The organism is Streptomyces profundus (assembly GCF_020740535.1).
Lineage (GTDB): Bacteria > Actinomycetota > Actinomycetes > Streptomycetales > Streptomycetaceae > Streptomyces > Streptomyces profundus.
Genome location: NZ_CP082362.1, coordinates 7,180,864 through 7,197,468, shown reverse-complemented (window position 1 = coordinate 7,197,468; position 16,605 = coordinate 7,180,864). Strand labels below are relative to the sequence as shown.

The window sequence follows — 16,605 nt, the reverse complement described above, 5'->3', positions numbered from 1 at the left end:
CCGACCCACCCCCTACAATCAATGTAATCATTACACTGGTTTTCAACTCAGGAGCAGCGGAGGAGAGATGGCAGAGATCAGTCTGGCCCTGGCCGCGAGCCACACCCCCGGACTCACCGGCTGGTTCGACAAGGCCCCCGAAGCCGACCGCCGCGTCGTCCGGCGGGCCTATGACGCCATCCACGAGGCGGTCGTCGCCTCGCGCACGGATGTGCTGCTCGTCATCGGCAACGACCATGTGGCCAACGCGAAGGTGAGCGACTACGCGGACTTCACCTTCGGCCTCGCGCCCCGACACACAGGACCCGACGAGTGGTTCAAGCCCTGGCTGCGGGTGGACGACTACACCCTGCCCGGCGCGCCCGAGGTCGCCGGCACCCTGTTCGAGGCGGTCAGGGACAGCCCGCTCGCCGTCCGGGCCGAGACGGCGAACCTCAGGTTCGACGACAACCTCTCGGTGCCGACCGCGATGGCCGATCTGGTCTCCACCGGGGTGGCCGTCGTCCCGGTGCTCCAGAACTGCACGGTGCCGCCCGTCCCGGACGAGCGGGCCTGCTACACCTTCGGCGAGGCCATCGGCGACGCCATCCGCACCCGGCTGCCCGAGGGCCTGCGGGTGGGGCTGCTGGGCTCCGGCGGGCTCAGCCACGAGCCGGGCGGCCCCCGATACCTGGAGATAGACGAGAAGTTCGACCGCTGGTGGCTCGATCTGATGGAGGCGGGGGACCACTCCCGGGTGCTGGCCGAGGCCACGTTCGACCGCATGGAGCAGGCCGGCTCCGGGGGCACCGCCGAACTCCTCTCCTGGATCGTCGTGATGGGCGCGATCGGCCCGCGCCCCTGCACCTCCCTCGGCTACGCGGCGGTCGACCAGTGGCGTTGCGGCGTCGGCGCCGTCCAGTGGCACCTCTCCTGACGCCCGCTCTCACCCGGAAGGACGAACCCCATGGCGCTCGACCATTTCAACCCGCTCCTGCGGACCAACGACCTTGTCCAGGAGCTGAAGTGGGACCGTGAGCTGCGCACCCGCTTCGAGACGTCGGAGGCGGAGGTGCTGGCCGCCTACCCGCTCACCGACGAGGAGCGCACCGCGATAGCCGGCCGGGACTTCCGGCGGCTCTACGCGCTGGGCCTGCACCCCTACCTGCTCTCCCAACTCGCCCGGCTGATCTACGGCACCGGCGAGAAGGCCGGCACCTCCGAGGCCGCCACCGCCCTGATCCGCTCCCTGCTCGGGGACGAGTACGAGAAGTACATGGCGGATCGAGGTGAGTGACCGCTCGACGGGTGCGGCGACACCCGGCACCGCGCCGGTCGTCGACATCCACACCCACGCCATGCCGCTGCCCTTCCTGCGCCAGCTGGAACGGGAGGGGCTCGCCGACCTGTCGGGCATCGGGGACCACGTCCTGACACTGGATCAGGCCCTGTGCGGGCTGCCCCCGGGCGCCCCCGTGCCGCTGGCCCCCGAGCAGTACGACATGGAACGGCGGCTGGCGCAGCTGACGGCCTCCGGCGTCGACCACCAGGTGGTCGCCGCTCCCCCGTTCCTGTTCGCCTCCGAGTCGGACGACGAACGGCTGGTTCTCGACATCACCCGGCGTTCCAACGACGCGCTGGCCGAGTTCGTCGCCGGCTCGGGCGGCAGGCTCTCGGGGCTGGCCACCGTGCCGGTCGGGATCGCGGGCGCCGCCGACGAACTGGCCCGCTGCCTGGACGTGCTCGGGCTGGCCGGCGCCACCATGGGCACCTTCGGCGGCCGGCGCGAACTGGACGACCCGGTCAACGAGGAGCTGTGGCGGGCCCTGGCCGAACGCCGCTGCTTCACCTTGCTGCACCCCAGCCGGGTCTCGGCCCGCGACCGGCTCTCCGACTACCACCTGGTGCAGCTCCTGGGCTATCCGGTGGAGACGGCGCTGGCCGCCTCCCGGCTGATCTTCGGCGGCGTCCTGGACCGGCACGACCTCGCCCTGTGCCTGGCCCACGGCGGCGGCTGCGCCCCGGCCGTCGGGGCCCGTCTCGACCTGGGCTGGCACCGCAAGCCGGTGGCGCGGGTCGTCAGCCGGCCGCCCACCGACTACCTGCGCCGACTGCTGTACGACACCGCCGTGTTCGACACCAGGGCGCTGGGCCGGCTGGTGGAGGACGTGACCGCGCGCAACGTGCTGCTGGGCACCGACACACCGTTCGACCTGGTCGACCACCGGCCGCTGGAGACGGTGCGGCGGATGGGGCTCGGCCCCGGCGAGGAGGCCGCGATCCTGGGCGGCAACGCGGCAAGGCTGCTGCCCGCCCTGGCGCTTTCCCCCGCCCCCTCCCCCGCCCCCGAACCGGCGGATGTGCCGGGCCGTCAGACGCTCGCTAGTCTCGCGGCGGCCCCATCCCCTCCAGCCGAAGGACCCCAGACATGAGCACCGAGGAAGCAACGGACGAGCTGCGCCGGTCCTCCCGGGCGGAGGCGGTCGCCAAACGGATCGAGGCCCGCATCGCGGAGCAGTCCCTCGCCAGCGGCCACCGGCTCGGCACCAAGGAGAACCTGCGCCGCGAGTTCGACGTGGCCGCCGCGACCTTCAACGAGTCGGTGCGGCTGCTGGTCTCCCGAGGCACCATCTCGGTACGCCCCGGGGTGAAGGGCGGACTCTTCGTCGCCTCGCCGCCCGCCCTGGTCCGCCTGGGGCGCAAGATGCTCGAACTCAGCGGCGACTCCGTCTCGGTGTCGGACTGCCTGGTGGTGCGCGACACCCTGGAGCCGCTGGTGGCCCAGGAGGCGATGCGCCACCGCACCGAGGCCGACCTGGCCGATCTGCGGCGGCTGGCCGAGGCGATGGCGGCCGAGGGGCTGTCCGCCGCCGGCTATCTGACCGCCAACTGGGCGCTGCACCTGCGGATCGCGGAGATCACCCCCAACCAGATCCTGCGGCACACCTATGTCTCGCTGCTGGAGTTCGTGGAGAGCCGGCTGCGCGGGGTCACCGCCGACGAACCGGCCTGCGGCAACCCCGCGGGGCCCGCCGTGCACCGGGAGCTGGTGGAGGCCATCGCCGCCGGCGACGCCGCCCGGCTGGAAGCGGCGCAGAACGCCCACACCGCACTCACCGTCGCCCGCCGGGAGGCCACATGACGACCGGCCAGGACAGCGCGCTGCTGCTGATCGACATCCAGAACGACTACTGCCATCCCGAGGGTGTCTTCGCCGCCGCCGGACTGCGGGTGACCGACCCCGACGCACTGGTGGAGCGCGTCAACACCCTGACGGCGGCGGCCCGTTCCCACGGCCGACCGGTCATCTGGGTGCGGATGGAGTGGCCCGACGACGACAGCGTGGGCCTGCTCGCGGAACGCAGCCCGTTCCTGCGCTCGGCGGGACTGCGCCGCGGCACCTGGGGCGCCGCCTTGCTGGACGGCCTGGTCGTGGCGCCCGGCGACCACACGGTGGTCAAGTCCCGCTTCAGCGCGTTCCACCGGACCGCGCTGGACGAGCTGCTCGGCGACTTGGGCGTCGGCACCCTGGTGCTGGCCGGCGTGCGGACGGACTTCTGTGTCGAGTCCACCGTCCGGGACGCCTTCTTCCGCGATCTGCGCGCGGTGGTGGCCGGCGACGCCGTGGCGGGCTACTTCGAGGACCTGCACCTGGCCAGCCTGCGCCTGATGGGCACCGTCTTCGCCGAGATCGTCCCCACCGACGAGGCGGCGGCGCTCCTCGCCGGCGCCACCCCGCCCGCCGACGAGCGCGCACCGGAGAGGAGCCACACCCATGCCCCTGGTCGAAGTGACGCTCGTTGAGGGCCGGCCCCCCGAGCAGCTCCGCGCCCTGATCACCCGCGTCACCGACGCGGTCGAGGAGACCATCGGCGCGCCACGGGCCACCGTCCGCGTCATCCTCCGCGAAGTGCCCGCCGCGCACTGGGCCGCCGGAGACGTGACCATCGAGGAAAAGAGAAACAAGGACCATGGATCTCATCCCACACCTCATTGACGGCCGGGAGACCGAGTCGCGCTCCGGTGCCCGCTTCCCCACCGTCGACCCCTGGACCCGGCAGCCCTGGGCCGAGGTCGCGCTCGGCGGGGCCGAGGAGGCCGGCGCTGCCGTGGGCGCGGCCCGCCGCGCGTTCGACGAGGGGCCCTGGCCCCGGATGGGCTTCGCCGAACGCGGCGCGATCCTGCACCGGCTCGCCGACCTGATCGACGAACGCCGCGACGAGCTGGCCATGGCCGACACCACCGACATGGGCAAGCCGATAGCGGACAGCACCGCCAAGGACGTGCCCCGTTCGGCGCTGAACTTCCGGTTCTTCGCCGACCACGCCCGGCTCTCGGCGGGCGACGCGCTGCCGATGGACAGCGGCCACCACGCCTACAGCCGCTTCGAGGCGGCCGGTGTGGTCGCCGCGATCGCGCCGTGGAACTTCCCCCTGATGCTGGAGACCTGGAAGATCGCCCCGGCGCTGGCCTGGGGCAACACGGTGGTGCTCAAGCCCGCCGAGGACACCCCGGCCTCCGCCGCCCTCCTCGCCCGGCTGGCCGTCGAGGCCGGTATGCCGCCCGGCGTGCTCAACGTGGTCAACGGCTTCGGCCCCGAATCGGCGGGCGAGGCGTTGACCACCGACCCCCGGGTGGACCGCATCACGTTCACCGGCGAGTCGGGCACCGGGCGCGCCATCGCCAGGGCAGCCGCGGCCAACCTGACCCCGGTCAGCCTGGAGTTGGGCGGCAAGGGCGCCAACCTGGTCTTCGCCGACGCGGATCTGGAGTCGGCCGTCGCCTGGTCGATCAAGGCCATCTTCAGCAACGCGGGCCAGGTCTGTCTGGCCGGCAGCCGGCTCTATGTGCAGCGCGAGGTCCACGCCGAGTTCCTGGCGCGCTTCACCGAGGCCGCCGAGGCCCTCGTCATCGGCGACCCCAAGGACCGGGCCACCCAACTCGGCCCGCTGGCCTCCGAGGAGCACTTCCGGAAGGTCCGCTCCTATCTGGAGGGGGTGCCGGCGGACGGCGGCACGGTGGCGACCGGCGGTCTCGGCGACGGATGGACGGTGCGCCCCACCGTGATCACCGACGCGCCGCCCACCGCCCGGGTCTGCCGGGAGGAGATCTTCGGCCCGGTCGTGGTGATCACGCCCTTCGACACCGAGGCGGAGGCCGTGGCCGCGGCCAACGGGACGCCCTACGGGCTGAACGCCATGGTGTTCACGGAGAACCTCTCCCGGGCGCACCGCGTCGCCGCCGCGCTGAAGGCCGGCACGGTGTGGGCCAACTGCTTCTTCGTCCGCGATCTGCGGGCCCCCTTCGGCGGCGTCGGGGACTCGGGTGTGGGGCGCGAGGGCGGCAACTTCAGCCGGGAGTTCTTCACCGAGCCCAAGGCCGTGGTGATGGCCATCGACGCGGCCTGAGGCCCCGCCGGCCAGCTGGGGCGGCGGGGTGGCTCGTCCAGGCTCGTCACGCTCCTCCGGTGACGCGGAAGAGGAAGCCGAACTCGGCCGGGGCGACCGTCAGATGGTACTGGGGCAGCGGGGCGGGACCGCAGGACTGGCTGCCGATGCCGTGCTGCGCGTGGTCGAGGTTGACCCAGACCGTGTCGCCAGGGGTGAGGTCGACCGTGTGCTCGGCGGCTGCGAGCTGTTCGCTGGTCCAGCGGCGTGCGGTGAACCAGAACGGCCGGTCGCCGGCCTCGACCCGCAGCCCCACGCCGTCGTCCGTGGCGAGTTCGGCCCACCGCACGTCGGAGCGGGCGCCGTTCTCCTGTGGGCGGACGTAGTCCGTCCGCAGCTCGTCCACGGGCGCGGTGAACCGGCCCAGCCTGGACGCCTCCCCGGTGTCGGGGTAGGACTCGTCGGGGCCGCCGCCGTACCAGGTGGCGTGGCCGAACGCGGCCGGCAGGCCGAGGCGGACGCCGAGCCTGGGCAGCGGGCACGACCAGGTGCCCGCCGGCCGGACGGAGACGGTCAGCCGCAGCGCGTCCTCGGCGTCGGCGGTCCAGCGGTAGACGGTGACCAGGGCCGGATCGAGGGAGAGCGGGGCGACCCTGGTGCGCACCGTCAGGGCGTCCGAGGCCAGCTCCACGGCGTTCGTGCGGTGCCGCATCCGGTGCAGCCCGTGCCGCTCCCACTCCACGCTGATCTGGGCGTCCTTCTCCCAGTGCATGCCCCGGTCGTTGTCGGTCGGGGCGCGGAAGACGTCCAGCCGGGGGCCCTCGGTCAGGGGCAGCCCGGCGAGGGCGGTGAGCCGGCCGCTCCTGGCGTCGAAGGTCGCCGGGCCGAGCACGATCCGCTCGCCCTCCAGGCGAGGCGCGACCAGCGGGCCGCGCGCCGGGGTCGGCGCCGGCCTGGGCACCGCGGTCAACTGGCCCCAGGCCACCTCGTGTCCGGCCTCCGCCCAGGCGGTGGCCGCCGCCAGCCGAGCACGCACCGTCCAGACCGCCTCGCCGGCCGGGGCTTCGGCCGGCGCCCGGGGCAGCGCCAGCTCGGTCAGCTCGCCGGGTGCCAGCGGTGGGACGGGGAGGTCGCCGCGCGCGATCTCCTGCCCTTCGACGGCGTAGCTCCAGGTGAAGGCGAGGTGGCCGAGGTCGGCGAAGTCGTGGCCGTTGCGGATGGTCACCGTGCCACCGGCCGCGTTGCCGGCGATCCGGACCGGCTCGATGACCTTCTTGTACTCCAGCAGCCCCGGGGTCGGGGTGCGGTCGGGCAGCAGCAGTCCGTCGCAGACGAAGTTGCCGTCGTGCACCTCCTCGCCGAAGTCGCCGCCGTAGCCGAAGTAGGGCCGCCCGTCCTCGGTGCGGGTGGCGAGGCCGTGGTCGATCCACTCCCAGACGAAGCCGCCCTGGAGTCGTTCGTAGGTCTCGAACAGCCGCTGGTAGTCGGCGAGTCCGCCGGGTCCGTTGCCCATCGCGTGGGCGTACTCGACCTGGAGGAAGGGCAGCGAACGACGGTGTGCGTCCCGTTCCGGATCGGCCAGCGGCTCCTCCTCGCGGCGGCCGATCCGCTCCACCTCGGCGTGCGGCGCGTACATCCGGGAGTAGATGTCGCTGTCCGGGTAGTCGGCGTCGTTCTCGTAGTGCACCGGGCGTGACGGGTCGCGGTCCCGGATCCAGGCGGCCATGACGGACAGCCCCTCGCCCCTGCCGCACTCGTTGCCCAGCGACCAGATGACCACCGAGGGGTGGTTCTTGTCCCGTTCCACCATCCGTTCGGCCCGGTCGAGCAGGGCCGGGTTCCAGCGTGCGTCGGCCACCGGGTTGCCCCGCCAGCCGGGCATCCAGCAGAAGCCGTGGGTCTCCAGGTCGCCCTCGTCGATGACCCACAGGCCGAGTTCGTCGCAGAGGTCGAGGAGCGCCGGCTGCGGCGGATAGTGGCTGGTGCGCACGGCGTTGATGTTGTGGCGCTTCATCAGCACCAGGTCCCGGCGCATCGTCTCCAGGTCCACGGCGCGCCCGGTCTCCGGGTGGAAGTCGTGCCGGTTCACCCCGCGGAAGAGCACCCGCCGGCCGTTGACCTTCAGCAGCCCGTCCTCGATCCGCACGGTGCGGAAGCCGAGGCGCAGCGGAATCCGCTCCCCCTCGGTGACCAGCTCGCCCGCGTAGAGCCTGGGGACCTCGGCGGACCACGGCTCGACGGGCACGCCCGCCTCCTCGCCGGTGGCGAGGTCGAGGCCCAGCTCGGGCACGAGGACGCGGCCCGGCACGTCGCACGCGACGCGGAGCGTGCCGAGCCCGGTGGTGTGGTCGTAGCCGGCGTGCGCGAAGTAGTCGGTGGGCGCGCCGTCGGGGCGGTGGAGCAGGGTGACGTCCCGGAAGATGCCGGGGAGCCACCACATGTCCTGGTCCTCCAGGTAGCTGCCGGCCGACCACTGGTGGACCCGGACGGCGAGCACGTTGCCGCTAGGGCGCAGCAGGTGGCCGACGGCGAACTCGTGCGGGAGCCGGCTGCCCTGGAAGGTGCCGAGCTCGGTGCCGTTGAGCCAGACCCTGGCGCAGGAGTCGACACCGTCGAAGCGCAGCACGCTCTCGCCGCCGGCCGGCCAGTCGGCGGGAAGGTCGAAGACCCGGCGGTGGTCCCCGGTCGGGTTCTCGTCGGGCAGCCGGGGCGGGTCCACGGGGAAGAGGTAGGCGACGCCGGTGTAGGCGGGGGCGCCGTGGCCCTGGAGCACCCAGTGGCCGGGGACGGTGATCCGGTCCCATCCGGCGGTGACGGACGGGTCGTCACTTGGGAACGTGGGCCCGGTGCCCTCGGCGGTCGGGGCGAGGCGGAAGTCCCAGTCGCCGTTGAGGGAGTGGCGGGCGGCGTCCGATGTGGCCCACCAGCCGCGGGCGGGGAGCGTGCCGGGGGCCGGGTTGGGGTTCTCGTGGTACGGCAGGGCGGAGAAGGGCGCTTGGCCATGGGGCCGGTGGTGCATGTTCTTCCTCTTCCGGCGCGGTGGACATGCGCGGGTCCTGCCGGTGGCGGTGACGGTGACGGTGACAGTGGCAGTGGCAGTGGCAGTGGCGCACAGCGATGTTGGCTTTCCCTCAAAACCTATGCGGCCCCAGATGGGCTGTCCAGAGCGCCTGTCGCCCGCCGAGCCGCCCAAGATGCTGTTGCATCGGAATCAATGGGCGGAAACCTGTTGGAAGCTGTTCAGACAGTTTCGTTTTTGCAACGGTCTACGCGGCGGCCTGTCACGGCTGTTGACCCCGCACCGCCGAGCGCCAAGAATCCCGGCCCGGGCGGCTCGCCCAACGCCCCGCTCAGGGGCGTCCCGAGAGAGGGAGCGACATGTCCCCAGGTCTCAGATCGCGCCGCGTCCGTGCGGCCACAGCGGGCGGGGCGCTCTGCGCCCTGCTGGTCGCCGGATGCGGCGGCGGCTCTTCGAGCGGGGGCGGCGACGGCGCGAGCGGGACCGACACCCTCGTCGTGTTCAGCGGCGCCTCGACCGACTTCCAGGCGAACTTCAACCCGTACTCCCCCACCAAGCTGGAGGGCGCGGGCACCATCTTCGAGCCGCTGTTCTTCCTGAACACCGCGCGCCAGGAGGACCCGGTCCCGCTGCTGGGCACCGCGTACGACTGGAACGAGGACGGCACGGAGCTGTCGATCTCGCTCCGTGAGGGCGTGGAGTGGTCCGACGGCGAGGAGTTCACCGCCGACGACGTGAAGTTCACCTTCGACATGCTGCGCGAGCACGACGCGATCAACAGCATCGGCTTCGACGGCGAGACCACCGTCGTCGACCCCACCCGGGTCACGGTCGCCTTCGACGCGCCGGCCTATATGAACGTCGCCAACCTGCTCGGCCGGACCTGGATCGTTCCCGAACACATCTGGAGCGACGTCGAGGACCCGTCCACCGACACCATGACGGAGCCGGTCGGCACCGGTGCCTACACCCTCGGCGAGTTCAAGCCGCAGGCATTCATCCTGAACGCCAACCCGAACCACTGGGACGGCGAACCCGCCGTGCGGACCGTCAGGTCGGTGGCGCTCTCCGGCAACCAGGCGGGGGCCGACGCCCTCAGCGCCGGCGAGGTCGACTGGCTGACCAGCCCGGTGCCCAGCCTCGACCGGGTCGAGGAGGTCTACCCCGGCTACTCGGCGCTGGTCGCCAACACCTTCCAGGTGGTGCTGGGCGCCTGCGCCAGCGAGGAGCTGGGCTGTAGCGGCCCGCAGACCGACCCGGCCGTGCGGCAGGCGATCTTCCACGCGATGCACCGCGACCACATCAACGCGCTGGCCTTCCAGAACATCGGCGCCCCGATGTCGCCCGGCTTCGGCCTGCCGGAACGCGACTATGTCTCGGCGGACCTGGAGAACCAGGTCACGCCCATGGAGTCCGACGTCGACCAGGCCACCGCGATCCTGGAGGCGGCCGGCTGGCAGCGCGACGGCGACGTCTACGAGAAGGACGGCGAACGGCTCGCGATCAGCGTCCGGGTGGTCTCCGGGTGGACGGACTACATCGCCACGCTCCAGACGCTCACCGAGCAACTGGCCGAGGCCGGCATCGAGTTGACGGTTGACCAGTCCTCCTGGAACGAGTGGTCCGACGCCAAGAGCCGGGGCGACTACGAGCTGATCATCGACTCGCTCTCCCCGGGGCCGACCGCCGACCCGTACTGGCAGTACACCTACTTCTTCTCGGAGATCAACACCGCACCGGTCGGCGAGACCGCGAACACCAACTTCGCCCGCTATGTCGACGCCGACGTGGAGCGGGCGGTCGAGGAGCTGAGCCATCTCGACCCGACCGACGAGCGGGCGCGCCAACCGCACCTCGACGTCATCCAGACCACCGTCGAACGGGACATGCCCTATATCCCGGTCCTGTTGAACGGCACGGTCAGCGTCTGGCAGTCGGAGAAGTTCACCGGCTGGCCCGCCGAGGACGACCTGTACGCCTTCCCCGCGCTGTGGCAGAGCCCGGACAGCAGCCAGATCCTCAAGAACCTCAGGCCAGCCGACGGGACCTGACGGCCCTGAAGGGCGGGGCGACACTAGAGTCGCGGGATGCGCATCGTCTCGCTGCTTCCGGCCGCCACCGACATCGTCGCCGAACTCGGGCTCGCCGCACGGCTGGTGGGTCGGACGCACGAGTGCGACTGGCCGGCCGAAGCGGTCGCCGGGGTGCCGGTGGTGACCCGTGCCGATCTCGACCAGGAGACGCTCAGCAGCCGGGAGATCTCGGACGCCGTCGGCGGCTCGGCGCACTCGGGGTCGTCCCTCTACACCCTCGACACCGAGGCGCTCGGGGCGCTGCGCCCCGATGTGCTGCTCACCCAGGACCTGTGCGACGTGTGCGCGGTCTCCTACGCGCGGGTGAGCCGGGCCGTCCGGCTCCTGGACGCGGAGGCCCGGGTGCTGAGCCTGGAACCCCGCACGTTGGCCGACGTGTTGGAGAACCTGGTCACCGTAGGCGAGCTGCTCGGCGTGCGGGCGGCGGCCGAGCGGCGGCGCGGCGAGCTGACGGACCGGCTCGACGCCGTCAGGGCGGCGGTCGCGGGCCGGGCGCGGCCAGGGACCGTGGCCGTGGAGTGGCTCGACCCGCTCTGGCCGGCCGGGCACTGGGTTCCCGAACAGATCACGGCCGCCGGCGGCGATCCGCTGCTCGCCGGCCCTGGCGAGCACACCGGCCCGATGACCTGGGACGCGGTGCGGGCCGCGGCACCCGAGGTGCTGCTGGTGCTGCCCTGCGGCTTCCCGCCCGAGCGGACCCTGCGGGAGACCGAGCTGTTGACGGGCCTGCCGGGGTGGGAGGAGCTGCCGGCCGTGCGGGCCGGGCGCGTCTGGGTGCTCGACGGCCCCGCGTACTTCAACCGTCCTGGACCGCGCGTGGTCAGGGGCGCCGAGGTGTTGGCCCAGCTGCTGCACGGGGAACGGGTCGGCGCCCCGATGACCGCGGACGAGGCGCGCCCGTTCCCCCCGCCGGCGCGGCGGGCGTGAACTACCAGAGGGCGCGCCGGAGTCGGGCGTCCAGCAGCAGGGCGCGCGGGGAGCCAGGCGGCAGGGCGTCCCTGGCGGCCTGGAGCATCTCGACATCGTCGGCGTGCTCCGGCCTGGCCGTCCACGCCACCAGCAGCTCGGCGTCGGCCCGTTCGCGGAGCACCGCGCGCAGCGCGCACTCGAGATCGGTGCGCGCCTCGACGACGCCCGGCGCCTCGGAGCGCGGCAGCAGCGGGCCACGGTAGCGGTCCAGGGCCCGGCGCAGCGCGCCCTGGGCGATCAGCTCCCCGACCTCGTCGGCGTCCACGCTGACCGGCACCGTCAGCCGGTAGGGCCGGGACGCCACCAGGCCAGGACCCAACAGCCGGCGAATCCTGGACAGTTCGGCGCGGACCGTGACCGGAGCCGCCTCGTCGGCGCGCAGTTGGGCCGCCAGCGCCTCGGCCGTCAGTCCACCGGGCCGGCGCGCCAGCAGGCAGAGGATCTCCGAGTGGCGCGGGCTCAGCTCGCACCGGCCGCCGGCCCAGCTGAACGCGGCCTGGTCACGGCCCAGCACCTCAAGTCTGGCCGGCGCGCCCTCGGGAGGCGGCGCGGCGCCCGGCACCCGCAGCAGCCGCAGCTCCGCCTCCACGGCGGCGACGGTGGCGCGGACCAGGGAGAGCGCGTGCGGCGCCGCGATATGGTCGCCGCCGGTCAGGTCCAGCACGCCGAGCACCGCGCCGCTCGCCGGGTCGCGCACCGGCACGGCGGCACAACTCCACGGCTGTACCGAACGGTTGAAGTGCTCGCTGGCATAGATCTGGACGGGTTGGCCGAGGGCGAGCGCGGTGCCGGGCGCGTTGGTGCCGGCGGCGCCCTCGGCCCAGTTGGCGCCCTCGGCGAAGCCGATGCGCTCGGCGCGGGCGAGCAGCGCCGGGGAGCCCTCGACCCACAGCAGCCGGCCGCTCCGGTCGCCCACGGCGGCGACCTGGTCGTCCTCCCGCGCCGTCTCCACCAGCAGCCGGCGGATCACGGGCAGCACGGCGGCCAGCGGGTGTTCCCGCCGGTACGCCCGCAGTTCGGCCCCGGCGATGTGGTCGGGCGGGGCGGCGGCGTCCGGGTCGACGCCCAGGATTCGGGACCGCTGCCAGGAGTCGCGGACCACGCCGCGCAGCGGGCCCGTGGGCCAGCCGGTGGTGAGAAACGCCTCGTGCGCGGTGGCCACCGCGCGTCGAAGCCCCGCCGGGTCAGCCCCTGGCGGCAGTGCCACATGGCCGAACGTCATCACCGACCCTCGATTCGAGGCTGGTGCGGAGCGGCGGGCCGCGCGCCCCCGACCAATGTAGGGCGCGGCGGCGGGTCGCGCGAGGGAGCCGTGGGGATCGGCCGCCGCAACGTGGCCGCAACGTTCGTTCCCCTACGGTGCGCGAAACCCCGCTCAGCGGCGAGCGGGGGGACGGAGTGAGAGGGGTGCGGCCATGACCCGCTACGCCAACCCGGGAACCGACGGCGCGCTGATGGCGTTCGAGGCGCGCTACGACCACTGGATCGGTGGCGCCTATGTCCCGCCGGCGCGCGGCCGGTACTTCGAGAATCCCAGCCCGGTGACGGGGCGACCGTTCACCGAGGTCGCCAGGGGCACCGCCGAGGACGTGGAGGCGGCGCTGGACGCGGCGCACGCCGCGGCGCCCGGCTGGGGGCGGACCCCGCCGGCCGAGCGGGCGCTGACGCTGAACCGGATCGCCGACCGGATGGCGGAGCACCTCACCGAGCTCGCGGTGGCGGAGAGTTGGGACAACGGCAAGCCGGTCAGGGAGACCCTGGCCGCCGACCTCCCGTTGGCCGTCGACCATCTCCGCTACTTCGCCTCGGCCATCCGCGCCCAGGAGGGCGGCCTGGCCGAGCTGGACGCGGACACGGTGGCCTACCACTTCCCCGAGCCGCTGGGCGTGGTGGCGCAGATCATCCCGTGGAACTTCCCGATCCTGATGGCGATCTGGAAGGTCGCCCCGGCGTTGGCGGCCGGCAACGCGGTGGTGCTCAAGCCGGCCGAGCAGACGCCGGCGTCGATCCACTACTGGCTGAGCCTGGTCGGGGAGCTGCTGCCGCCCGGGGTGCTCAACGTCGTCAACGGCTTCGGCGTCGAGGCGGGGAAGCCGCTGGCGAGCAGCCCCAGGGTGGCGAAGGTCGCGTTCACCGGCGAGACCACCACGGGCCGGCTGATCATGCAGTACGCCAGCGAGAACCTCAACCCGGTCACCCTGGAGCTCGGCGGCAAGAGCCCCAACCTGTTCTTCGACGACGTCTCCGCGGCGCGGGACGACTTCTACGAGAAGGCGCTGGAGGGGTTCGCGCTCTTCGCCCTCAACCAGGGCGAGGTCTGCACCTGTCCGTCCAGGGCGCTGATCGGGAGCGGCCACTACGGGGAGTTCCTGGAGGCGGCGGTGGAACGCACCAGCCGCATCGCGCACGGGCACCCGCTGGACACGGACACCATGATCGGGGCGCAGGCGTCCAACGACCAGTTGGAGAAGATCCTCTCCTATCTCGACATCGGTCGGCAGGAGGGCGCCAAGGTGCTCATCGGCGGTGAACGCGTCCGGCTGGAGGGAGAGTTGGCCGAGGGGTACTACGTGCGGCCCACGATCCTCGAAGGCGAGAACGGGATGCGGGTCTTCCAGGAGGAGATCTTCGGCCCGGTCGTCGCCGTCACCTCGTTCGACGGCTTCGACGACGCGGTCCGGATCGCCAACGACACGCTCTACGGCCTGGGCGCCGGGGTGTGGACGAGGGACGGCGCGACCGCCTACCGGGCGGGCCGGGCCATCCAGGCGGGCCGGGTATGGACCAACTGCTACCACGCCTATCCGGCGCACGCGGCGTTCGGCGGCTACAAGCAGTCGGGGATCGGCAGGGAGAACCACAAGATGATGCTGGATCACTATCAGCAGACGAAGAACCTGCTGGTGAGCTACTCCCCGAAGACCATCGGCCTGTTCTGACCGGAGGCGACCACAGATGACAGCGACGGACAGCGGGCCGGTGCGGGTGGCGGTGACGCCCGAGGCGGCTGCGCTGCTGGCCCGGCTCCACGAGGAGCACGGCGCGTTGATGTTCCACCAGTCGGGCGGCTGTTGCGACGGCAGTTCCCCCATGTGCTTCCCGGTGGGCGAGTTCAGGACCGGTGCCGCCGATGTGCTGCTCGGCGCGCTGGAGGTCGCCGGCGTGCCGCGCCCGGTGGAATTCTGGATGTCGGCCAGCCAGTTCGAGCGGTGGCGGCACACCCATCTCACGGTCGACGTGGTGCCGGGCCGGGGCGGCGGCTTCTCGTTGGAGGCCCCCGAGGGCGTGCGGTTCCTCATCCGCTCACGGCTGCTGGACGCCGAGGAGCTGCGCCGGCTGGACGAGGCGGGCGCGCCGTAGGGCGGGCGCGGACGGCGGTCGCCATCGGCCGATCGGCCGATGGCGGCCCTGGCCGATCGGGGGATGTGCCACGCCGGTCGCCGGGGAGAGGCTCGACCCCATGACGATCATCGAAGTCGACGGGCTGCGGAAGGTCTACGACGGCCGCGCCGTCGTGGACGGGGTCAGCTTCGCCGTCGCCGAGGGGGAGGTCTTCGGCATCCTCGGCCCCAACGGAGCGGGGAAGACGACGACCGTCGAATGTGTGGCGGGCCTGCGGGTGCCGGACGGCGGGCGGGTGCGGGTGGCGGGGCTCGACCCGGTCGCCCGGCACCGGGAGGTCACCGAAGTCCTCGGCGTCCAGCTCCAGTCCAGCGAGCTCCAGGCGAAGCTCACCGTCCGGGAGGCCCTGGAACTGCACAGCGCCTTCTACCGGCGCCCCGCCGACTGGCGGACGCTCGCCGAGCGGCTCGGCCTCGCCGACCGGCTCAAGGTCCGCTTCGCGGCGCTCTCCGGCGGCCAGCGGCAGCGGCTGTTCATCGCGCTGGCGCTGCTGGGCGACCCGCGCGTGGTGGTGCTCGACGAGCTGACGACCGGGCTGGACCCGCACGCCCGCCGCGCCACCTGGGAGTTGGTCGAGGAGATCAGGGACGCGGGCGTCACCGTGGTGCTGGTCACCCATGTGATGGAGGAGGCGCAGCGGCTCTGCGACCGCGTCGCCGTCATCGACGGGGGCCGGGTCAGCGCGGTGGACAGCCCGACCGGGCTGATCCGTGGCCGGCCCGGCACCGTCACCATCACCTTCGTCCCGTCCAGGGTGCCGGACGCCGCCGAGTCGGCGGAGCTGGCGGCGCTGCCCGGCGCGGTCGGCGTCGACGGCACCGGGCGGGAGGACGACCGGGGCGGCCGGATCGAGGTGCGCGGCGGCGAGGAGACCTCGCCCGCGCTCTTCTCGCTGCTGGCGCGCCGCGGGATCACCGCCGGGCAGCTGCGGGTCACCGAGTCCACCCTCGACGACGCCTATCTGGCGCTGACCGACGACACGTTCCCGCCGGGCGGGAAGACGGAGGAGCGGCGATGAGCGCGTCGACGGCGCTGCTGCGGACGGAGGCCCGGCTCTTCGGGCGCGAGCCCGGCAGCGTGTTCTGGATCCTGCTCTTCCCCCCGCTGCTGCTGGGAGTGCTGGGCCTGGTCCCCGGGTTCCGCGAGGCGAACGAGGACTTCGACGGCCGCCGGATGGTCGACGTCTACGTGTCGGTGGCGCTGCTGGCGTCGATGGTCGTGGCGGCTCTCCAGTCGATGCCGGTGGTCCTCAGCGGCTACCGCGAACGCGGCATCCTGCGGCGGCTGCACACCACCCCGGCGCGGCCCGGCGCGCTGCTCACCGCCCAGCTCGTGGTGCACGCCGTGGCGGTGCTGGCCACCGCCGCGCTGGTGCTGGCCCTGGGCCGGTTGGCGTTCGACGTGCCGATGCCGCGCGAGCCGGTGGGCTACACGCTGACGGTGCTGCTGGCGGTTCCGGCCGCACTGGCGACGGGCGCCCTGGTCAGCGCCGTGGCCCGCACGGTCAAGGCGGCGCAGGCGCTGGGCATGACGCTGTTCTTCCCGATGCTCTTCGCGTCCGGTGTCTATCTGCCGATCCCGGCCCTGCCGGACGCCGCGCAGTACGCGGTGGCCTGGACGCCGTTCGGCGCCGCCGCGCTGGCCCTGGACGAAGCGGCCCTGGGGAACTGGCCGGGGTGGCCGTATCTTGGGGTGCTGGTGGCCTGGACCGTGCTGGCCACCTCGGCGGCGGCCCGTTGGTTCCGCTGGGAATGAG

General features: G+C 72.9%; 15 protein-coding genes. 13 read left to right on the top strand and 2 right to left on the bottom strand.

Annotated features, from left to right (window positions below):
* Window positions 1-67 precede the first annotated feature (67 nt).
* The 7 genes from K4G22_RS29985 to K4G22_RS29955 are packed head-to-tail and all read left to right on the top strand — an operon-like array spanning window position 68 to window position 5,387.
* The gene (locus K4G22_RS29985; protein WP_228083609.1) at window positions 68-916 is read left to right on the top strand and encodes a DODA-type extradiol aromatic ring-opening family dioxygenase; all 849 of its coding nucleotides are present in this window, start codon (window positions 68-70) and stop codon (window positions 914-916) included.
* Between the two features lie 30 nt (window positions 917-946).
* Window positions 947-1,276, top strand: coding sequence for an extradiol ring-cleavage dioxygenase (locus tag K4G22_RS29980; protein ID WP_228083608.1), 330 nt, complete (start codon window positions 947-949; stop codon window positions 1,274-1,276).
* A complete protein-coding gene (locus tag K4G22_RS29975) occupies window positions 1,269-2,411 on the top strand; it encodes an amidohydrolase family protein (protein WP_228083607.1) in 1,143 nt (380 codons plus the stop codon). Before K4G22_RS29980 ends, K4G22_RS29975 begins: the two co-directional genes overlap by 8 nt.
* Window positions 2,408-3,121 carry a FadR/GntR family transcriptional regulator gene (locus K4G22_RS29970; RefSeq protein WP_228083606.1) on the top strand — a complete coding sequence of 238 codons (714 nt, stop codon included), beginning with the start codon at window positions 2,408-2,410 and terminating at the stop codon, window positions 3,119-3,121. Before K4G22_RS29975 ends, K4G22_RS29970 begins: the two co-directional genes overlap by 4 nt.
* Entirely contained in the window at window positions 3,118-3,783 is a 666-nt protein-coding gene (locus tag K4G22_RS29965) for a cysteine hydrolase family protein (RefSeq protein WP_228083605.1), read from the top strand. The genes K4G22_RS29970 and K4G22_RS29965 overlap by 4 nt, the downstream gene beginning before the upstream one ends.
* Entirely contained in the window at window positions 3,755-3,976 is a 222-nt protein-coding gene (locus K4G22_RS29960; RefSeq protein ID WP_228083604.1) for a 2-hydroxymuconate tautomerase, read from the top strand. The genes K4G22_RS29965 and K4G22_RS29960 overlap by 29 nt, the downstream gene beginning before the upstream one ends.
* Window positions 3,951-5,387: an aldehyde dehydrogenase gene (locus K4G22_RS29955; RefSeq protein WP_228083603.1), complete on the top strand. Its 1,437-nt coding sequence runs from the start codon at window positions 3,951-3,953 to the stop codon at window positions 5,385-5,387. The genes K4G22_RS29960 and K4G22_RS29955 overlap by 26 nt, the downstream gene beginning before the upstream one ends.
* Window positions 5,388-5,433: 46 nt before the next feature.
* On the opposite strand, the gene K4G22_RS29950 is transcribed toward K4G22_RS29955, so the two are convergent.
* A complete protein-coding gene (locus K4G22_RS29950; RefSeq protein WP_228083602.1) occupies window positions 5,434-8,385 on the bottom strand; it encodes a glycoside hydrolase family 2 TIM barrel-domain containing protein in 2,952 nt (983 codons plus the stop codon).
* A gap of 359 nt (window positions 8,386-8,744) precedes the next feature.
* Between K4G22_RS29950 and K4G22_RS29945 the strand changes: the two genes are divergently transcribed.
* Window positions 8,745-10,436: an ABC transporter substrate-binding protein gene (locus K4G22_RS29945; RefSeq protein WP_228083601.1), complete on the top strand. Its 1,692-nt coding sequence runs from the start codon at window positions 8,745-8,747 to the stop codon at window positions 10,434-10,436.
* A gap of 36 nt (window positions 10,437-10,472) precedes the next feature.
* The gene (locus K4G22_RS29940; protein ID WP_228083600.1) at window positions 10,473-11,405 is read left to right on the top strand and encodes a cobalamin-binding protein; all 933 of its coding nucleotides are present in this window, start codon (window positions 10,473-10,475) and stop codon (window positions 11,403-11,405) included.
* A 1-nt stretch (window position 11,406) separates the two neighbouring features.
* Here K4G22_RS29940 and K4G22_RS29935 read toward each other — a convergent pair whose 3' ends face one another.
* A complete protein-coding gene (locus tag K4G22_RS29935) occupies window positions 11,407-12,669 on the bottom strand; it encodes a GAF domain-containing protein (RefSeq protein WP_228083599.1) in 1,263 nt (420 codons plus the stop codon).
* Window positions 12,670-12,862: 193 nt separating this feature from the next.
* Here K4G22_RS29935 and exaC point away from each other — a divergent pair, with 193 nt between their 5' ends.
* From exaC to K4G22_RS29915, 4 genes are all read left to right on the top strand, one after another.
* Complete coding sequence (gene exaC / locus K4G22_RS29930) at window positions 12,863-14,386, top strand: acetaldehyde dehydrogenase ExaC (RefSeq protein ID WP_228083598.1); 1,524 nt, start codon at window positions 12,863-12,865, stop codon at window positions 14,384-14,386.
* Between the two features lie 16 nt (window positions 14,387-14,402).
* Window positions 14,403-14,807 (top strand): DUF779 domain-containing protein, encoded by a 405-nt coding sequence (locus K4G22_RS29925; RefSeq protein WP_228083597.1) that lies wholly within the window; start codon window positions 14,403-14,405, stop codon window positions 14,805-14,807.
* Window positions 14,808-14,907: 100 nt separating this feature from the next.
* On the top strand, window positions 14,908-15,867 hold the full coding sequence (locus K4G22_RS29920) for an ABC transporter ATP-binding protein (RefSeq protein WP_228083596.1): 960 nt from the start codon (window positions 14,908-14,910) through the stop codon (window positions 15,865-15,867).
* A complete protein-coding gene (locus K4G22_RS29915; RefSeq protein WP_228083595.1) occupies window positions 15,864-16,604 on the top strand; it encodes an ABC transporter permease in 741 nt (246 codons plus the stop codon). Before K4G22_RS29920 ends, K4G22_RS29915 begins: the two co-directional genes overlap by 4 nt.
* Window position 16,605: the final 1 nt, after the last annotated feature.